The following is a 13,981-nucleotide window of genomic DNA, read 5'->3' as shown; positions in this document are numbered from 1 at the left end:
TCGGTGGCTGAACTGGTCTTTCTTGCCGCGTCTCTGCTGGTCTTGCTGATATTGGGATACGTGTTCTGGGGCGGCGTTGGCAGCAAGCGGCGCGATATCGGCCGCGGGTTCGCGGTCGCGGCGTTCGGACTGGCCGCCTATGTCGGTAATATGCTTTACGACAAGCTCACCTGACCGGGGCTGTGCACCGGCGCAGAGCACAAAAAACCCCGGCGCGCTCTACCGCTGATGCGGGAGCAAGCGCCGGGGTCTGATCAGCCTGCCGTTACCGGCGGCTTGTCATCCCGCAATTATGCGGTTTCAGTTGCCCGTGTTCCGAGACCGTCGGGAATGCGTGCGCTTTCCTTCAGGTAGATCCGGTTGTCATCGATCTTCTCGACATCGTCGAGAGAGAGGAAGTGGTGCATTTGATCGCCGCTGTCCGATTTGGTCAGCTTGATCGCATCGTCCTGTACCGCGTCGACCGTGCCGACATGCAGTCCTTCCGAATTTGCGACTTCCATATGTTCCTTGATCCGTAGCTTTTCAAACATGAATTCCCTTTCGTTTTCATTTACTTATACTATACTAACGGGCTGCTCGCGGCTTCGTTCCTCGGCTCACCGCAGCCACAGAACGCCTCATTCGCCGGATCGCCGAAACACGTGACATTTCGCGACAGTTTTGCGCTTGCGCCCTCAACCGTTGTTGTTAATGCGAACCAATTGCATTTAACCAACAGGGATTCGGGAGTTTCTATGCGCAAGTGGCATCGCTGGTTGTCGGTCTTTTTTGGCGTGATCATGATCTGGGTCGCGGTCACCGGCCTGCTTCATTACGCTGCGGTCTGGTGGCCATCGGGCGAACCCACTGCAGAGGCGGTGGCCGCTGCTGCGCCGCCACCCGGCTTCGAATGTCCGGAGGGATGGCGCTGCCGCCCGCCGAGCGTGGAAACTGACAACCCGCTGCGCCCCTATCTCGGGCTTTTCCACCATCTGCACTCGGGCAGCGAAGGGGGTATCTGGGGCGAGATTATCGTCATGCTATCCGGTCTGGCGCTGATGTTCTTCACCGTCTCGGGCCTGTGGATGTATATCCGCATGTGGAGCGACCGGAAGCGGCGCGGCGCGAAGAACCGCTGGTTCTGGAAGTAATCCGCCCGGCCAGGCCGACCCGAAAACAAAAAGCGCCTCCGTCCCGTAAGGGAGGAGGCGCCCAGGGTGCGGAACTGAGCCCGCGAAAGGGGAAAACGGCCTCAGCCGCGATCGCCCTCGTATAGTGGTCTGTTCGCCGCTGCCTTCACGCTAAGGTCGGGCCGATCAGATGTTTCGCCCACAATATGCTGGTCACCCTGCATCGGGGGGACTTGCGACAGCGCGATGTCCTGTTCCATCTGGCCGTCCTGATTGCGCGAATTGCCATAGCCCATCTGAGTGTCTGCGCCCGTGCCACCTTCATCGTTGCGGTTTCGGGGTGCGGTGTTGCTGTCGGCACTTGCCATTGAATGTCTCCGTTTGATCGTTACATAATCAATGGAGAAAGCCGCCGCGCGGTTCCGAAATTTTTGTTGGAACACAATGCAGGCGGGCGACTCATGGACTTGCGCCGCATAGCCATGGTGCAAGCAGAATTTCGGGTAATTTATCCACGTGCAATCTTTGCACTTGCTCTCGATTCCCGTTTCTGATTCTGTACAACACAATCAACCTACAACAGGTAGCTGTTCACAGCCCGATGGAGCCACAAGATGTCGTTGACCGAAGCCAGAAAGACCTACAAGCCGTTCGAGTATCCGTGGGCCTATGATTTCTGGAAACGCCAGCAGCAAATCCACTGGATGCCGGAAGAGGTTCCTCTGGGTGAAGACTGCCGTGACTGGGCGCAGAACCTGAGCAATCACGAACGGAACCTGCTGACGCAGATCTTCCGTTTCTTCACCCAGGCCGACGTCGAGGTGCAGGATTGCTACCACGAAAAATATGGCCGTGTGTTCAAGCCTACCGAAGTCAAGATGATGCTGGCCGCGTTTTCCAACATGGAAACGGTCCACATCGCTGCCTATTCGCACCTGCTCGACACCATCGGGATGCCGGAAAGCGAATACGGCATGTTCCTCGAATACGAGGAAATGAAGAACAAGCACGATTACCTGCAGGAATTCGGCGTCGACAGCGACGAGGATATCGCCCGCACGCTGGCGATGTTCGGCGGCTTTACCGAAGGGCTGCAGCTGTTCGCGTCGTTCGCCATGCTGATGAACTTCCCGCGCTTCAACAAGATGAAGGGCATGGGGCAGATCGTCAGCTGGTCGGTTCGCGATGAAAGCTTGCACTGCGAAGGTATCACCCGCCTATTCCACGCATTCTGCAACGAACGCGATTGCCTGACGAAGGCGGTGAAGGAAGACATCATCGATGCCTGCCAGAAAACCGTTCGCCTGGAAGACGCATTCATCGACCTTGCTTTTGAAGACGGTCCGGTTCCGGGCATGACGCCGAAAGAAATCAAGAAGTACATCCGCTACATCGCGGACTGGCGACTGGGCCAGCTGGGCTTCCAGCCGATCTACATGGTGGAAGACCACCCGCTGCCATGGCTCGCCCCGCTGCTCAACGGTGTGGAGCACGCTAACTTCTTCGAAACCCGCGCAACCGAATACTCAAAGGGCGCGACAAAGGGCAATTGGCAGGATGTCTGGTCCAGCTTCGACAACCGCAAAAAAGCCAAGGCCGCGAACGAGGAAGAAGCCGAAGACAACGGCCCGGGCCTGTTCGAAGATAATGGTGAAGGGACTGTCGCGGCGGAGTAAACTGGGCTGGTTCTTAACTGGGAGCTTGCGGTTGGCCCCGGCAAACCGCAAGCTACAGATATGACAAGCATCTACGCTTTAAGTTTTTCAATCTGACAAGGCAGACGGGCTAACTGCTTCTGGCTCCGACCTTTCTTCCCGAATCCGTGGTGCAGGCTTGATCCACGGTTGAAGGTTTTGTCCTACACGCACCCAAAAATCGGGAACAGCATCCTCCAGCTCTTTGATGAACGTTTGGCGCTGTCCAAATCGGTTTCCCATATCAATCAACCGCACGATTTCGAAGCCCACCGCAACCATGTTCCCCTTCTCAGCATATAAAGGTTCGCTGTTCTCCGCGGCTTCAGACAAAGGCATCTGTGTCCACGGCGAAGTAGCAGGCCATTGCACCCTGACATGGAGCCCGGCGCTGTCCTCCTTTGGCAATTGACGTAGCAGCCAATTTACTCTGGCCGCATTCCGCTTTTTGTCTCCAGGTGCTGCCAAAGTCATACTGATTGAAATGGTTCGACGTCCGAAATCAGCACACACTTTGACCGGCGCAGCAGAATCGGGAACAATCAATTCAAGAGAGAGGGTGTTCAGAGTCCGTAACTCTTCGACATCATCAGCCACTCTGGCACTCGGATTATTGATCTGAGCACGGCTTAGCTTCTGGATTACGCCTGCATCAATTTGCCTTGAAAAAATCAGGCTCAAGTCTTGGCTCTCTTGATGCCAAGCTTGCACAACTTCTTTCGCAGGGCCAGCAAGTACGTTTCCATTAGCTTGGATCGTATCGGCAACGTTCGACCACGATGGCGGCATCTGCGTAAAGCTCTCTACGCCAGCACTGTCATGGGAGATGAAGCGCTTGAATTCGTTCAGAATGAACGCTTGCTCCTCGTCTTCTACTCCCTCGTTCAATAGTAGGAATGCCTCGGTCAGCACACGCATCCACGACATATGAAAGAGTTCGACATTTTTCGGCGTGGATATCGAAACGGGATGGTGATGTGGTGCCAGCGAAAACTGGTTTGAAATGGTGATTACAGCGTCGATCTTGTTCGCTTTTGCGATCTTGAGATACCGATTGAGTTGATCACTTTCGATATGATTTTTGCGAACCTTCGCCTCCACCAAAGCGGTCCATTGTTTGCGACCGGTATTGAGAATCAGAAGTCCATCCGGCCGATCGTGCGAACCTTCATCGAGGTTCTTGAATCGCACTTCGGTAAACGCGTGTATTTTCGCATTTACGCCGACCCGGCGACCAATTTGACCGAGCAATCGTTCTGCAAACGGACGAACCGAAGTTAGCGTGGCAAGAAAAATCGAAAGCGTCCTCCCTTCGATCGACCGATCCGAAAGTATGGGAAATAATCGCGCACGATCCCCGCTCGTTACGCTCTGCGGCAGTTCGCTCATCCAGTGTTCCCTCTTTGATCGGTAGCGACAATACGATCAAACAATCCAAGTGCAATAACGAAACCGATTTTACCAATCGTTTAGTTCTTACGGTGCCCAGAATATTCGCTTATTCTGTTTGCAATATTCCCAGCGAGCGACGCTGCACTGAAAAATGACACCATGACCCTGATTATCGCCGAAATCGTCATCTACTACCTTATTCTCATCAACCTCATCACCTTTCTGGTTTTCGGTTTCGACAAGATGCGCGCTGAACATGGGTGGCGGCGGACACCGGAGGCGGAATTGCTTATCCTAGCCGGGATGGGCGGCACGCCAGCCGCTTATGCTGCGCGTGCGCTGTTCCGGCACAAGACACGAAAACAGCCGTTCAGCCATCAGCTTCACATGGCCGCGGCGGTGCAGCTTTGCGTTGGTGTGTTCATCGCCGTGCTGACTTACTGAATTGTATTCAGCTATTGGCCTTCAGGCACCGGCCTTCAGGCATCAGGGCACGCCGCCGCTATGTTCGTCCGCACTCTGCTCCGCCATCTTGCCAACCGGTTTGGCGCTGCTAGTCTTCGCGTCATGAAAAGCCTCAGCAAAATTGCCGCGCTTGTGCCGGCGCTCGCCCTTTCCATGGCGCTGCCACTGTCCCCGGCATTGGCGCAAAACGAAGACGCCGATCCGATGGAAATGGTGGAGGAAAGCGATCCGGTGATGAACGCCGCGATTGCGGAGGCGCAGGCGACCTTGCCCGAATGGCTCGCCGTGCTGGAAAATCCGCCCGCCGGTTATGAGTATATCGTGTTCAAATTCCCGCTCGAAGGGTGGGAGCATATCTGGGTCGAGAATGTCCGCCGCGAAGGCGATGTGCTGGTCGGTACGCTGTCGAACAATCCCTATAACGAGAAGTTCGCGCTGGGCGATACGGTGCGGGTGAACCTCTCCGATGTTAGCGACTGGGCCTATTATGATGATCGCGGAATTGCCCATGGGCACCGCACGACCGCGGCGCTGTTCGGGCAGATGGACGCTGAGACCGTCGCTAGTATCAAGAGCAGCCTTGGCTGGGGCCAGTAAGGGCCAAGAGAGAGTAGGGGATTGCCGCACTTGCCGCTGCCGATATGCAGTGCAACACTCGGCCGCAAACACAAGCCAAGCCGTTTCTGACAGGAGAACACACATGAACACCGTCACATTTTCCCGCCTTGCCAAAGCTGCCATTCCCGCACTTGCCGCGATGGCGCTTGCGGCTTGCGCCGAGCAGGAAGAAAAAACCTATGAGGCCGATGCGGAAGATCTGAGCGGAGGCGAACTGATCGTCACGGAACAGGATCCGGCTGCGGTCGAGGTGGACATTCCGGAAACCGAAATGACCATGGTCCCCGGCGGCGAGGTTAAAGCGCAGGAAAGCGAAGCGCCAGAAGCCGAAGTTCCGCCGGCAGGCTAACCCGCAGGCAAACCGGCTGGCAGCTGCCAGCAGTACTCAGCTGTCCTCGAAGCCCCACGGTGCCGGCGGCGCGGGGACTGGCTGGGTCAGGTCGAATTCGACCATGAAATCGCGATCAGCCGGCGCGCCTTTCGCAGCCCGGCGAGTCAGCTTGTAAGCATAGATCGCATCATCTTGGCCGGCCGGATCGACCCGCACCCGCCAGACATTGGTGACCGATACGTCGAGCCCTTCGCGTTTGAACAGCTCGATGCTTTCCTGATCGACCGGGAAAGCCTGCGCAACGCCCTCTACGGCGGCCGCGGTCTCGCCGCCATAAATGGTCACAGCATCAGGCTCGCCGTCTTCGTGCCGGTGGTCGTGCTTCAGACGGTAACCATTGTCCGTGCGGGTAAAAACCCAGGTGCGCGACCGGTCCCATTTACCGTCGGCACCCTGGATATGAAACGGCACCGCGATCCGGTCTTCGCTGCATTCGCGCACGTGCATAATCATGGCTGCGCCCTGCATGTCGGCATCGGCCGCGTCATCGCTAACGAGGCCGCCCTGATAGGCGTTGCCGCAATGCGAAGACAGCGCAGCCCAGAAATCTTCCCCGGGTGCAGGGGCCGGATCGGCAGATGAATTGCAGGCCGACAAAATGAAAAGGGGCAGAGCGGACAGCAGTGATCGTTTGTTCATGGGCATGGTGTTGCAGGCGCCCCGGCAGAAGGCAAACAGTTTGACCGCTTGCGCCGCTGCCCGGCTTGCGTCACCTTCCTGCTGAGGGAGATACGGGCAATGGACACAGGCACACCGCGCCGGGCGCATTCGATCGAGGAACTGGCGCAGGTCATGGGTAATCTCGCACCCAGCGAGCAATTGCTCGCCTCATCTGTACCGCTCGCTGTTCGCCCCAGCGACGTGATCATCACGCCGTACGGCAAATGCGGCACCACGATGATGCAGCAAATGTTCCATCAGCTGCGAACGGCAAGACTTGGCGGGGATATGGATTTCGACGATATCAGCCGCGTCGTGCCATGGATCGAAACGGCACCGGCGCTCGGCATCGATGTCAACGCAGAACAGGTTGCGGAGCCGCGCGGTTTCAAGAGTCACCTCGACTATGAAAGTCTTCCGGAGGGCGCGCGCTATGTCGTGACGCTGCGCGATCCAAAGGAGGCTTTCGTGTCGATGTACCATTTCTTCAGCGGGTGGTTTTTCGAGCCTGGCACGATTGAGCTGGAGGAATTCATGCCGGTATGGCTGATGGGCGGGCCGAGCGGGTTGAATTACTTCAGACATCTGCTCAGCTGGTGGCCGCGGCGGGATGAGGAGGACACGCTGATCATGGACTACCGCAGCGTGATCGCAGACAAGCGCGGGGCGATCGGCAGGCTGGCTGAACATTGCAGCATTGATGCAGACGAGGCAGCGGTGGACCTGGTCGAGGCCCGGACATCGCGCGAGTTTATGGTTGCCAATGCCGGACCGTTTGCGGATCCGATGATGCGCGAAATGAGCGAGGAAAAAGCGGGCCTGCCAGCGAACAGCGATTCCGCCAAGGTCCGGGCGGAGGATGCAGAGCGCCGGGCGCTCCCGCAAATAATTTCAGAACAACTGGATGCCGAGTGGGCAAGGCTGGTTACACCGGTGACCGGGCACGCGAACTACGCTGAAATGGCCGCCGATCTGACCGGTTAACTGCACCAACCGCCGCGCGCAAAGCCCCAGCCGCTTTGCTGGGCAAGGTCCCGGCGGATCATCCAATCGGCAAGCCAATCATTGCCGCGCCGGAATTCCCGCAATTCCCGGCCGTATTTGTCATACGGCGGCTCATCGCCGCCACCCATCAGGAACGGACCGGCGTTAAGCCACTGTAAAAGCGCCGCGCGAGATTTGAGAGCCAGTGTTTTTTCCGCGCTGCATTCTCCGGCAAGTTCGGGTGCGTTGTACCCGCTCATCCGGATTTTGCGCTTGCCGATCATGATGGTGTCGCCGTCGATCACGCAGGCGGATGACGAGCGGTTTTCGCACAGCGTGAACGCGGTATTCTGCTGGACCCAGATTTCACCGTTACCCGGCTGGCGCACGAACCAGCCAATTGCCCCGGCAGCGATCGCGATGACCAGCCATGCCGGTATCCGCCGCCAAAACCGTGCATGCGTCTGCCTGCGTTTGGGCCTTGTGCGGCCTGTATCAAATCGGAGGGGCTTGGCCATGCGGCCTTGTTCCAGATTGTTCGTCAGGCTGGAAGGGCAAACGGGCGGTGATCAACACCAGTTCTTGCGGCGCCCGGTCCAGCTTTCTGCCAGCCCTTCTCTGACCAGAATACCGCCCAGCGACTTCCCGCCGCGCATGGCAACGCGCAGCTTGCGGCCATAGCGATCTTCATCGCGGTCCGCGCGGACCAGCTGGAACGGCCCGTCGTTCAGGAGCGTCTGCATCCTTGCCGTTGCCCGGTTCCCCAGCTCCCGTTCGCGGGGGCATGACGGGCGGGAAGTTTCCGGCGTGTTCACATCCGCGATCCGAACCTTCGTTCCGTTATGCCAGAACGTATCGCCATCGACGATGCAGGTTACGCGCTTCGCACTGCCGCATTTCTCAAACGTCGCCTCCACCGCATCGCCGCCCTTGATCTGGCAATTTGCCTCGGCCGGGGCCGCCATCAATAGCGCGAAGAACAGGATCCGAAGCATGGCCATTGTGTGCGCTTCACAGGCGTGGCAGCCAATTCAGGCTTAATGCCTAAGCAGAAATACGTGGGCCTGGCCGCGCGGCAGGTTCTTTCCCTTGGGCCGGTCAACCGCTAAGCGCAGCGGGGAACGGCCGGTGGCGGCCTGCGGCAAGGATTGTGCGATGAGCGCGAGCGAGAACACCATTACCCTGAGCAAGGCGGAAACGCTGATCGAGGCGCTACCCTATTTCCAGCGCTATGCCGGGCGTACTTTCGTGGTCAAATATGGCGGCCATGCGATGGGCGATCCCAAGGCCGCGCGGGAATTTGCCGATGATATCGTGTTGCTTAAAGCGGTCGGGATCAACCCTGTGGTCGTGCATGGCGGCGGGCCGCAGATCGGGGCCATGCTGAAGAAGCTGGGCGTCGAAAGCGAATTTATCGACGGGCTGCGGGTGACCGACAAGGCCACTGCAGAGATTGCTGAAATGGTTCTGTCTGGCGCGATCAATAAAGAACTGGTCGGCTGGATCGCCAAGGCCGGCGGCAAGGCGATCGGCATTTCCGGCAAGGATGGCGGCTTGGTAACTGCCCGCAAGGTGCAACGGACCGCACGCGACCCGGAAAGCAATATCGAGCGGGTCATCGACCTCGGTTTCGTCGGTGAACCTTCTGAAGTCGACACGACGATTATCGACACGGCGGTGGCGGCGGGGATGATCCCGATCATTGCCCCCATCGGCGCAGGCGAAGATGGTCACACCTACAATATCAACGCGGACACCATGGCTGGCGCAATCGCGGCGGCACTTGGCGCAGCGCGCCTGTTCCTGCTGACCGATGTTGCCGGGGTTCTGGACAAGGAGAAGCGGCTGCTGACCGATCTCAAACCTGCCGATATCGCTCGCCTTCGCGAAGACGGGACAATCAGCGGCGGGATGATTCCCAAACTGGAAACCTGCGTTCAGGCGGTGGAGTCCGGGTGCGATGCGGCGGTCGTGCTGGATGGCCGCGTGCCCCACGCAATGCTGCTGGAATTCTTCACCAGCCGCGGTGCGGGTACGCTGATCAGCGCAGGTTAGATGCTCGTCGAAAGCCGCGTCTTAGGGTGTTGATACACCCCCTTCGGATCGCGTAAGGCGTCTGCAACCGCCTCTCGCTTGAAAGACCCAATATGATCGCCTTCATGCAAATCCTTGGAATGCTGATCAACGTGCTGGTGATGCTCGTCATCGTCCAGTTCGTCATCGGCCTGCTGTTCGCGTTCAACGTGATCAATCACAGCAACCAGTTCGTGGTGCAGATTTACAATTCGATCAATTCTCTGCTGGAACCGGTTCTGTCGCCGATACGGCGGATCCTGCCGCAAACCGGCACGATCGATTTCTCCCCGCTGGTGCTGATCCTGCTGCTCAACGCGCTGATGATCGTGCTTTCGAACGTTGCCTATTCATGACCGCGACACGGATCGACGGGAAGGCGTTTGCTGCCAATCTGCGCGAACGCGTAGGCGCGATCGCTGCCGATTTCGAATCGCAGGCAGGACGTAAGGCGGGACTGGCCGTGGTGCTGGTCGGCGAGGATCCGGCCAGCAACGTCTATGTCCGCTCCAAGGGCAAGGCGACCCTGGCCGCCAACATGGAAAGTTTCGAACACCGCCTGCCCGCGGATACGACCGAGGCTGATTTGTTGGCGCTGGTCGAACAGCTCAACAACGATCCGGCAGTCGATGGAATACTGGTCCAGCTGCCCCTGCCTGCACATCTCGATGAGCAGGCGATCATCTCGGCTATCAGCCCGGACAAGGATGTCGACGGGTTTCACGTGATCAATGCAGGCCGCTTGTCCGTCGGCCAAACCGGCTTTGTGCCGTGCACACCGCTTGGCTGCATCATGCTGCTGACCGACCGCTTGGGCGATCTTTCCGGTCTTGAGGCGGTCGTTATCGGTCGCTCGAACATTGTGGGCAAGCCGATGGCGCAATTGCTGCTGGATGCGAATGCGACCGTGACGATTGCGCACAGCCGGACCAAGGATTTGCCAGCTGTGGTTCGCCGCGCCGACATCGTTGTTGCCGCAGTCGGCCGGCCCGAAATGGTCAAGAAGGATTGGCTGAAAGACGGTGCCACGGTAATCGATGTGGGTATCAACCGCCTGCCGCCGGAACCCGGCAGCGACAAGGGCAGGCTGGTCGGCGATGTCGATTTTGGCGAGGCCAGTGAAGTTGCCGGGGCAATCACACCTGTACCCGGCGGTGTCGGACCGATGACCATTGCCGTGCTGCTGCGCAACACGCTGGTTGCCGCGCATCGCAATGAAGGAATGGAGCCGCCGGAGGGGCTTTGACCCTTGGGCGGCAGGCTCATTCATTCCTTCGACAAGCTGGCGCTGAATGGCTATGGGCCATCCATGCTCAGGAACCTGCAAATCCTCACAGTCACAGCGGCCGCAGTCACGCTGTCTGCGTGCGCCCCGTCCGGTCCGCGCCCTATGGCGCGCGATCATTTCCAGCGCGCTGTCGCCGGTGCGCCGGGCGCTGCCCAGCCCAGCAGGGTGGTCGCGGCTGAACTCGCCTTTGCCCGCGCCGCAAAAGAAAACGGGCAGTGGACTGCTTTCCGCGAATTCGCCGCCCCTGATGCAGTGATTCACCTGCCCGACGGACCCGCCGCCGCGCAAGCTTGGCTGGCTGGCCGGGCAGACCCGGAAATTGCCGTGCGGTGGAACCCCCGTGCTGTGTGGATGAGCTGCGACGGGTTGCTCGCCGTGAGCCAGGGCCGCTTCCGCGATGCTGAGAACAAGGTCGGCAATTTCGTCACTGTGTGGGAACGCCAGAAGGACGGCGAATACCGCTGGACCTATGATGCGGGCGTGCTGGACGATCCGCAGCCACCGGCGCGCGCCGTGCTGGAGCCGGCGGGTGAAGACGATATCGTTGTCAGCGCATTCGACGCGGTCGAAGGCTTTGTTGCTGACTGCCCGAAACGCGGTGAAGCCGTGCCTTCAGCGCCGGACTATGCCGTTGCTCTCGATGTGCAAAGCGCGGCAACGCTGGCCAAGGATGGTACTCTGCGCTGGCGCTGGGAACACGAACCGGGCAAATCGCGCCGGGTGATTGCCGATTACCTTTCCGGCGGAAGCTGGGAAGTCGCCTTGACGCAGGAATTGGGCGGGGCTTCACCGCAGCAGGCTTCCGAATAAAGAGCGAACGAGAGATATGACCGAGCTATTCATCTCTGCCTTCATCACGCTGTTCGTGGTTATCGACCCGCCCGGCTGTGCGCCGATCTATGCCGGGCTGACAAAAGGCGCGACCCCGGCCCAGGCGCGGTCGATGGCGATCCGGGCCTGCGTTATCGCGGCGATTATTCTGCTGATTTTTGCGCTGTTCGGCGAACAATTGCTGGCCGCGCTGCATATCGAACTGGACAGTTTCCGCATTGCAGGCGGTTTCATGCTGTTCTGGATCGCGTTCGAGATGGTGTTTGAGAAACGCACCCAGCGGCGCGAGGAACGGGCTGACAAGGTTGCCGCGACGCCGGAGGTGGAAGACGTTTCGGTGTTCCCGATGGCTATGCCCATGCTGGCCGGACCCGGCGCGATTGCCGCGATCATGCTGCTCACCAACGAGGCGGAAGGAGACGCGGAAACGCTGGTCGTGCTGGGCGCGCTGGGCGCGGTATTGCTGCTGACCATGCTTGCGCTGATCGCTGCGGGCCCGCTTATCCGGCTGCTGGGCGACCGGGTGGAGGCGGTGATTACCCGCTTGCTGGGCGTATTGCTGGCCGCGCTTGCCGCGCAATATGTGATTGACGGCTTGAAGGGCAGCTTCGGGTTCTAGGCCATGGCCCTCGGGCCAGACAGCCTATTGCAGCGTGATGATCTCGTCATCGCCGTCGCGGCGGCCATAGAACTGCATCAGCTGAATCAGGGTTTCACAACGGGACCTGAGGTCGGGTGCCTCCAGCAGGGCCTGTTTGGATGCCGGATCGAACGGGGCGATCTGCGATACGCCGTCGATCAGTGAAATATCATCGAGCCGGGTTACCGATTCCCAGTCCACGCTGTAGCCCTGTGCATCGGCAAATCGCTTGGCTTCGCGTTCAAAGCTTGCACGCTCGATGCTGCTTAAGAACTCTTCTTCCGGCTCGTCGATCAATTCTGCCTCGACCTGACGGAACATGGTGGTGACGTCGAGCTCGCGAACGATCCGGAACCGGCTCTCACCTTCCAGAACGATGTTGTAACGCCCGTCATCCATGGCCTCGACATCGCCGATCCGCCCGACACAACCGATATCGAACAGCGGTGCGCCCTGGGCCGGGCCCTTGGGCTGAATCATCGCAATGCGCCGGTCACGCGCCAACGCGTCGCTCACCAGAGCGCGGTAGCGCGGCTCGAAAATGTGCAGGGGCATTTGCAAGCCGGGAAACAGGATTGCGCCTGTCAGCGGGAAGATGGAGAGGCGCTTGCTCATAGGCTCACCCGAACAGGATTTTGGAAAGACGGCGGCGGGTCGTGACAACCCAAGGGTCCTCCAGACCGACTGCCTCGAATATCTGCAGCAGTTTGGCCCGTGCGGCACCCTCGTTCCATTCGCGGTCGGCCTCGACCATGGTCAGCAGGGTATCGGCTGCCTCGTCCCGTTCGCCAGCGGCAAATGCCCCTTCGGCAAACGCGAACTGCTTGTCCATGTCGGCGGGGTTTTCGGATGCGGCAGCGCGCAGCGCCTGCAATTCGCCGTCATCGACCTTTGTTGAGGCCAGCTCCAGCGCGGAAAGCGCCTGCTGAATTGCGGCGTCTTCTTTCAGTGCCGGCTCCAGCGCGTCTGCGATGCTCTGTGCTTCTTCGGTGCGTCCGCCGGCCACCAGCGCGCGAATCAGCCCGCCATGTGCGGCTGCGTTGTCGGGCGCCATCTGGACAACCTGCATGAAAACGCCGCCAGCCCGTTCTGCATCGCCTTCGGCCAGAACCTGCTCGGCCATTTCGATGAATTGCCCGACATCCTGCTGCGGCTGCCCGCCAGCACCGCCCGCTGGGTCGAGCGGCAGTTTCTCGATCAATTGGTCGAGCACCTGCTTGAGCTGGCTTTCGCTGCGTGCCTGCGTCAGGTCAGCGACAGGCTGGCCCTGGAACATCGCATAGACGGTGGGGATCGACTGCACCTGGAACTGGCTGGCAATGAATTGCTCCTCGTCCACGTTCACCTTCACCAGAATCACGCCCTTGTCGGCGTATTCTGCAGCGACCTTCTCGAGCATCGGCGCGAGCGCCTTGCACGGGCCGCACCACTCGGCCCAGAAGTCGAGGATCACCAGCTTGGTCATGGAGGGTTCGACCACTTCGGTCTTGAACCGCTCGACTGCTTTTTGCTCCTCGATATTCAAGCCCATGCTTGCCACGCGAATTTCCTTTTCAATGCCTTGGTATGAACCATAGGTGGTCTTTCTACCGGATATTTGAAGGGTGAAACAGGCGCAGCGAAAATTCCTTCGCTTCGCTGCAATTTTACACTTGCTGGCACATCAAACCGCTGCTAACTGCCCGCTTCCCCACCGGGACAGAGCGAATTTCGCCAGTCCGGGGGCCGGATTTTTCCGGATGCGTCTAGTGAGCGGGCGTAGCTCAGGGGTAGAGCACAACCTTGCCAAGGTTGGGGTCGGGCGTTCGAATCGCCTCGCCCGCTCCATTTCTA

At 59.2% G+C, this 13,981-nt stretch carries 20 protein-coding genes and 1 tRNA gene; 13 read left to right on the top strand and 8 right to left on the bottom strand.

The annotated features are described in order from the left end of the window. The first annotated feature begins 3 nt into the window (after positions 1-3). The gene (locus tag GRI43_RS09500) at positions 4-174 is read left to right on the top strand and encodes a hypothetical protein (RefSeq protein ID WP_160730894.1); all 171 of its coding nucleotides are present in this window, start codon (positions 4-6) and stop codon (positions 172-174) included. A gap of 116 nt (positions 175-290) precedes the next feature. Here the strand turns inward: GRI43_RS09500 and GRI43_RS09495 are convergent, their stop codons facing one another. Next, positions 291-533 carry a DUF2171 domain-containing protein gene (locus GRI43_RS09495; RefSeq protein ID WP_160730893.1) on the bottom strand — a complete coding sequence of 81 codons (243 nt, stop codon included), beginning with the start codon at positions 531-533 and terminating at the stop codon, positions 291-293. Positions 534-737: 204 nt separating this feature from the next. Here GRI43_RS09495 and GRI43_RS09490 point away from each other — a divergent pair, with 204 nt between their 5' ends. Further along, positions 738-1,133 carry a PepSY domain-containing protein gene (locus GRI43_RS09490; RefSeq protein ID WP_160730892.1) on the top strand — a complete coding sequence of 132 codons (396 nt, stop codon included), beginning with the start codon at positions 738-740 and terminating at the stop codon, positions 1,131-1,133. 101 nt (positions 1,134-1,234) lie between these two features. Here GRI43_RS09490 and GRI43_RS09485 read toward each other — a convergent pair whose 3' ends face one another. Then, positions 1,235-1,480 (bottom strand): hypothetical protein, encoded by a 246-nt coding sequence (locus GRI43_RS09485; protein ID WP_160730891.1) that lies wholly within the window; start codon positions 1,478-1,480, stop codon positions 1,235-1,237. Positions 1,481-1,726: 246 nt separating this feature from the next. Here GRI43_RS09485 and GRI43_RS09480 point away from each other — a divergent pair, with 246 nt between their 5' ends. Next, the gene (locus GRI43_RS09480; RefSeq protein WP_160730890.1) at positions 1,727-2,788 is read left to right on the top strand and encodes a ribonucleotide-diphosphate reductase subunit beta; all 1,062 of its coding nucleotides are present in this window, start codon (positions 1,727-1,729) and stop codon (positions 2,786-2,788) included. Between the two features lie 87 nt (positions 2,789-2,875). Here the strand turns inward: GRI43_RS09480 and GRI43_RS09475 are convergent, their stop codons facing one another. Then, positions 2,876-4,195 carry a hypothetical protein gene (locus GRI43_RS09475; protein WP_160730889.1) on the bottom strand — a complete coding sequence of 440 codons (1,320 nt, stop codon included), beginning with the start codon at positions 4,193-4,195 and terminating at the stop codon, positions 2,876-2,878. Between the two features lie 162 nt (positions 4,196-4,357). Between GRI43_RS09475 and GRI43_RS09470 the strand changes: the two genes are divergently transcribed. The 3 genes from GRI43_RS09470 (at position 4,358) to GRI43_RS09460 (ending at position 5,630) form a co-directional block, all read left to right on the top strand. Continuing rightward, on the top strand, positions 4,358-4,642 hold the full coding sequence (locus GRI43_RS09470) for a DUF1294 domain-containing protein (RefSeq protein ID WP_160730888.1): 285 nt from the start codon (positions 4,358-4,360) through the stop codon (positions 4,640-4,642). Positions 4,643-4,765: 123 nt separating this feature from the next. After that, the gene (locus tag GRI43_RS09465) at positions 4,766-5,260 is read left to right on the top strand and encodes a DUF2314 domain-containing protein (RefSeq protein WP_160730887.1); all 495 of its coding nucleotides are present in this window, start codon (positions 4,766-4,768) and stop codon (positions 5,258-5,260) included. A gap of 103 nt (positions 5,261-5,363) precedes the next feature. After that, a complete protein-coding gene (locus GRI43_RS09460; protein WP_160730886.1) occupies positions 5,364-5,630 on the top strand; it encodes a hypothetical protein in 267 nt (88 codons plus the stop codon). 36 nt (positions 5,631-5,666) lie between these two features. Here the strand turns inward: GRI43_RS09460 and GRI43_RS09455 are convergent, their stop codons facing one another. Next, positions 5,667-6,311, bottom strand: coding sequence for a hypothetical protein (locus GRI43_RS09455; protein ID WP_235903713.1), 645 nt, complete (start codon positions 6,309-6,311; stop codon positions 5,667-5,669). A 99-nt stretch (positions 6,312-6,410) separates the two neighbouring features. Here GRI43_RS09455 and GRI43_RS09450 point away from each other — a divergent pair, with 99 nt between their 5' ends. Continuing rightward, positions 6,411-7,316, top strand: a complete 906-nt coding sequence (locus GRI43_RS09450) for a sulfotransferase domain-containing protein (protein ID WP_160730884.1) — start codon at positions 6,411-6,413, stop codon at positions 7,314-7,316. Here the strand turns inward: GRI43_RS09450 and GRI43_RS09445 are convergent. Next, positions 7,313-7,834, bottom strand: a complete 522-nt coding sequence (locus GRI43_RS09445) for a thermonuclease family protein (RefSeq protein WP_160730883.1) — start codon at positions 7,832-7,834, stop codon at positions 7,313-7,315. The genes GRI43_RS09450 and GRI43_RS09445 overlap by 4 nt on opposite strands. Positions 7,835-7,885: 51 nt before the next feature. Then, positions 7,886-8,317 (bottom strand): thermonuclease family protein, encoded by a 432-nt coding sequence (locus GRI43_RS09440; RefSeq protein WP_235903712.1) that lies wholly within the window; start codon positions 8,315-8,317, stop codon positions 7,886-7,888. 154 nt (positions 8,318-8,471) lie between these two features. Here GRI43_RS09440 and argB point away from each other — a divergent pair, with 154 nt between their 5' ends. From argB to GRI43_RS09415, 5 genes are all read left to right on the top strand, one after another. Continuing rightward, positions 8,472-9,371: an acetylglutamate kinase gene (gene argB / locus GRI43_RS09435; protein ID WP_160730882.1), complete on the top strand. Its 900-nt coding sequence runs from the start codon at positions 8,472-8,474 to the stop codon at positions 9,369-9,371. A 104-nt stretch (positions 9,372-9,475) separates the two neighbouring features. Then, the gene (locus GRI43_RS09430; protein WP_235903711.1) at positions 9,476-9,745 is read left to right on the top strand and encodes a YggT family protein; all 270 of its coding nucleotides are present in this window, start codon (positions 9,476-9,478) and stop codon (positions 9,743-9,745) included. Beyond that, a complete protein-coding gene (gene folD / locus GRI43_RS09425; RefSeq protein ID WP_160730880.1) occupies positions 9,742-10,635 on the top strand; it encodes a bifunctional methylenetetrahydrofolate dehydrogenase/methenyltetrahydrofolate cyclohydrolase FolD in 894 nt (297 codons plus the stop codon). The genes GRI43_RS09430 and folD overlap by 4 nt, the downstream gene beginning before the upstream one ends. Before the next feature lie 3 nt (positions 10,636-10,638). Next, positions 10,639-11,487 (top strand): Cif family virulence factor, encoded by an 849-nt coding sequence (locus GRI43_RS09420; protein ID WP_235903710.1) that lies wholly within the window; start codon positions 10,639-10,641, stop codon positions 11,485-11,487. Positions 11,488-11,503: 16 nt separating this feature from the next. Then, entirely contained in the window at positions 11,504-12,127 is a 624-nt protein-coding gene (locus GRI43_RS09415) for a MarC family protein (RefSeq protein WP_160730879.1), read from the top strand. 24 nt (positions 12,128-12,151) lie between these two features. Here the strand turns inward: GRI43_RS09415 and GRI43_RS09410 are convergent, their stop codons facing one another. Both GRI43_RS09410 and GRI43_RS09405 read right to left on the bottom strand, forming a co-directional pair. Then, positions 12,152-12,763, bottom strand: a complete 612-nt coding sequence (locus GRI43_RS09410; RefSeq protein WP_160730878.1) for an LON peptidase substrate-binding domain-containing protein — start codon at positions 12,761-12,763, stop codon at positions 12,152-12,154. A gap of 4 nt (positions 12,764-12,767) precedes the next feature. Beyond that, entirely contained in the window at positions 12,768-13,679 is a 912-nt protein-coding gene (locus tag GRI43_RS09405) for a tetratricopeptide repeat protein (RefSeq protein ID WP_160731665.1), read from the bottom strand. 221 nt (positions 13,680-13,900) lie between these two features. Here GRI43_RS09405 and GRI43_RS09400 point away from each other — a divergent pair. Further along, positions 13,901-13,975, top strand: a tRNA-Gly gene (locus GRI43_RS09400). The last annotated feature ends 6 nt before the right edge of the window (positions 13,976-13,981 follow it).

The sequence above is a fragment of the Pontixanthobacter luteolus genome (assembly GCF_009828095.1).
Classification (GTDB): Bacteria; Pseudomonadota; Alphaproteobacteria; order Sphingomonadales; family Sphingomonadaceae; genus Pontixanthobacter; species Pontixanthobacter luteolus.
This window is presented reverse-complemented; position numbering and strand designations above follow the sequence as displayed.

Coding starts and splice junctions, on each gene's coding strand:
- GRI43_RS09495 (WP_160730893.1), bottom strand. CDS start 533: ATGTTTGAAAAGCTACGGATCAAGGAACATATGGAAGTCGCAAATTCG.
- GRI43_RS09490 (WP_160730892.1), top strand. CDS start 738: ATGCGCAAGTGGCATCGCTGGTTGTCGGTCTTTTTTGGCGTGATCATG.
- GRI43_RS09485 (WP_160730891.1), bottom strand. CDS start 1,480: ATGGCAAGTGCCGACAGCAACACCGCACCCCGAAACCGCAACGATGAA.
- GRI43_RS09480 (WP_160730890.1), top strand. CDS start 1,727: ATGTCGTTGACCGAAGCCAGAAAGACCTACAAGCCGTTCGAGTATCCG.
- GRI43_RS09475 (WP_160730889.1), bottom strand. CDS start 4,195: ATGAGCGAACTGCCGCAGAGCGTAACGAGCGGGGATCGTGCGCGATTA.
- GRI43_RS09470 (WP_160730888.1), top strand. CDS start 4,358: ATGACCCTGATTATCGCCGAAATCGTCATCTACTACCTTATTCTCATC.
- GRI43_RS09465 (WP_160730887.1), top strand. CDS start 4,766: ATGAAAAGCCTCAGCAAAATTGCCGCGCTTGTGCCGGCGCTCGCCCTT.
- GRI43_RS09460 (WP_160730886.1), top strand. CDS start 5,364: ATGAACACCGTCACATTTTCCCGCCTTGCCAAAGCTGCCATTCCCGCA.
- GRI43_RS09455 (WP_235903713.1), bottom strand. CDS start 6,311: ATGAACAAACGATCACTGCTGTCCGCTCTGCCCCTTTTCATTTTGTCG.
- GRI43_RS09450 (WP_160730884.1), top strand. CDS start 6,411: ATGGACACAGGCACACCGCGCCGGGCGCATTCGATCGAGGAACTGGCG.
- GRI43_RS09445 (WP_160730883.1), bottom strand. CDS start 7,834: ATGGCCAAGCCCCTCCGATTTGATACAGGCCGCACAAGGCCCAAACGC.
- GRI43_RS09440 (WP_235903712.1), bottom strand. CDS start 8,317: ATGGCCATGCTTCGGATCCTGTTCTTCGCGCTATTGATGGCGGCCCCG.
- argB (WP_160730882.1), top strand. CDS start 8,472: ATGAGCGCGAGCGAGAACACCATTACCCTGAGCAAGGCGGAAACGCTG.
- GRI43_RS09430 (WP_235903711.1), top strand. CDS start 9,476: ATGCAAATCCTTGGAATGCTGATCAACGTGCTGGTGATGCTCGTCATC.
- folD (WP_160730880.1), top strand. CDS start 9,742: ATGACCGCGACACGGATCGACGGGAAGGCGTTTGCTGCCAATCTGCGC.
- GRI43_RS09415 (WP_160730879.1), top strand. CDS start 11,504: ATGACCGAGCTATTCATCTCTGCCTTCATCACGCTGTTCGTGGTTATC.
- GRI43_RS09410 (WP_160730878.1), bottom strand. CDS start 12,763: ATGAGCAAGCGCCTCTCCATCTTCCCGCTGACAGGCGCAATCCTGTTT.
- GRI43_RS09405 (WP_160731665.1), bottom strand. CDS start 13,679: ATGGGCTTGAATATCGAGGAGCAAAAAGCAGTCGAGCGGTTCAAGACC.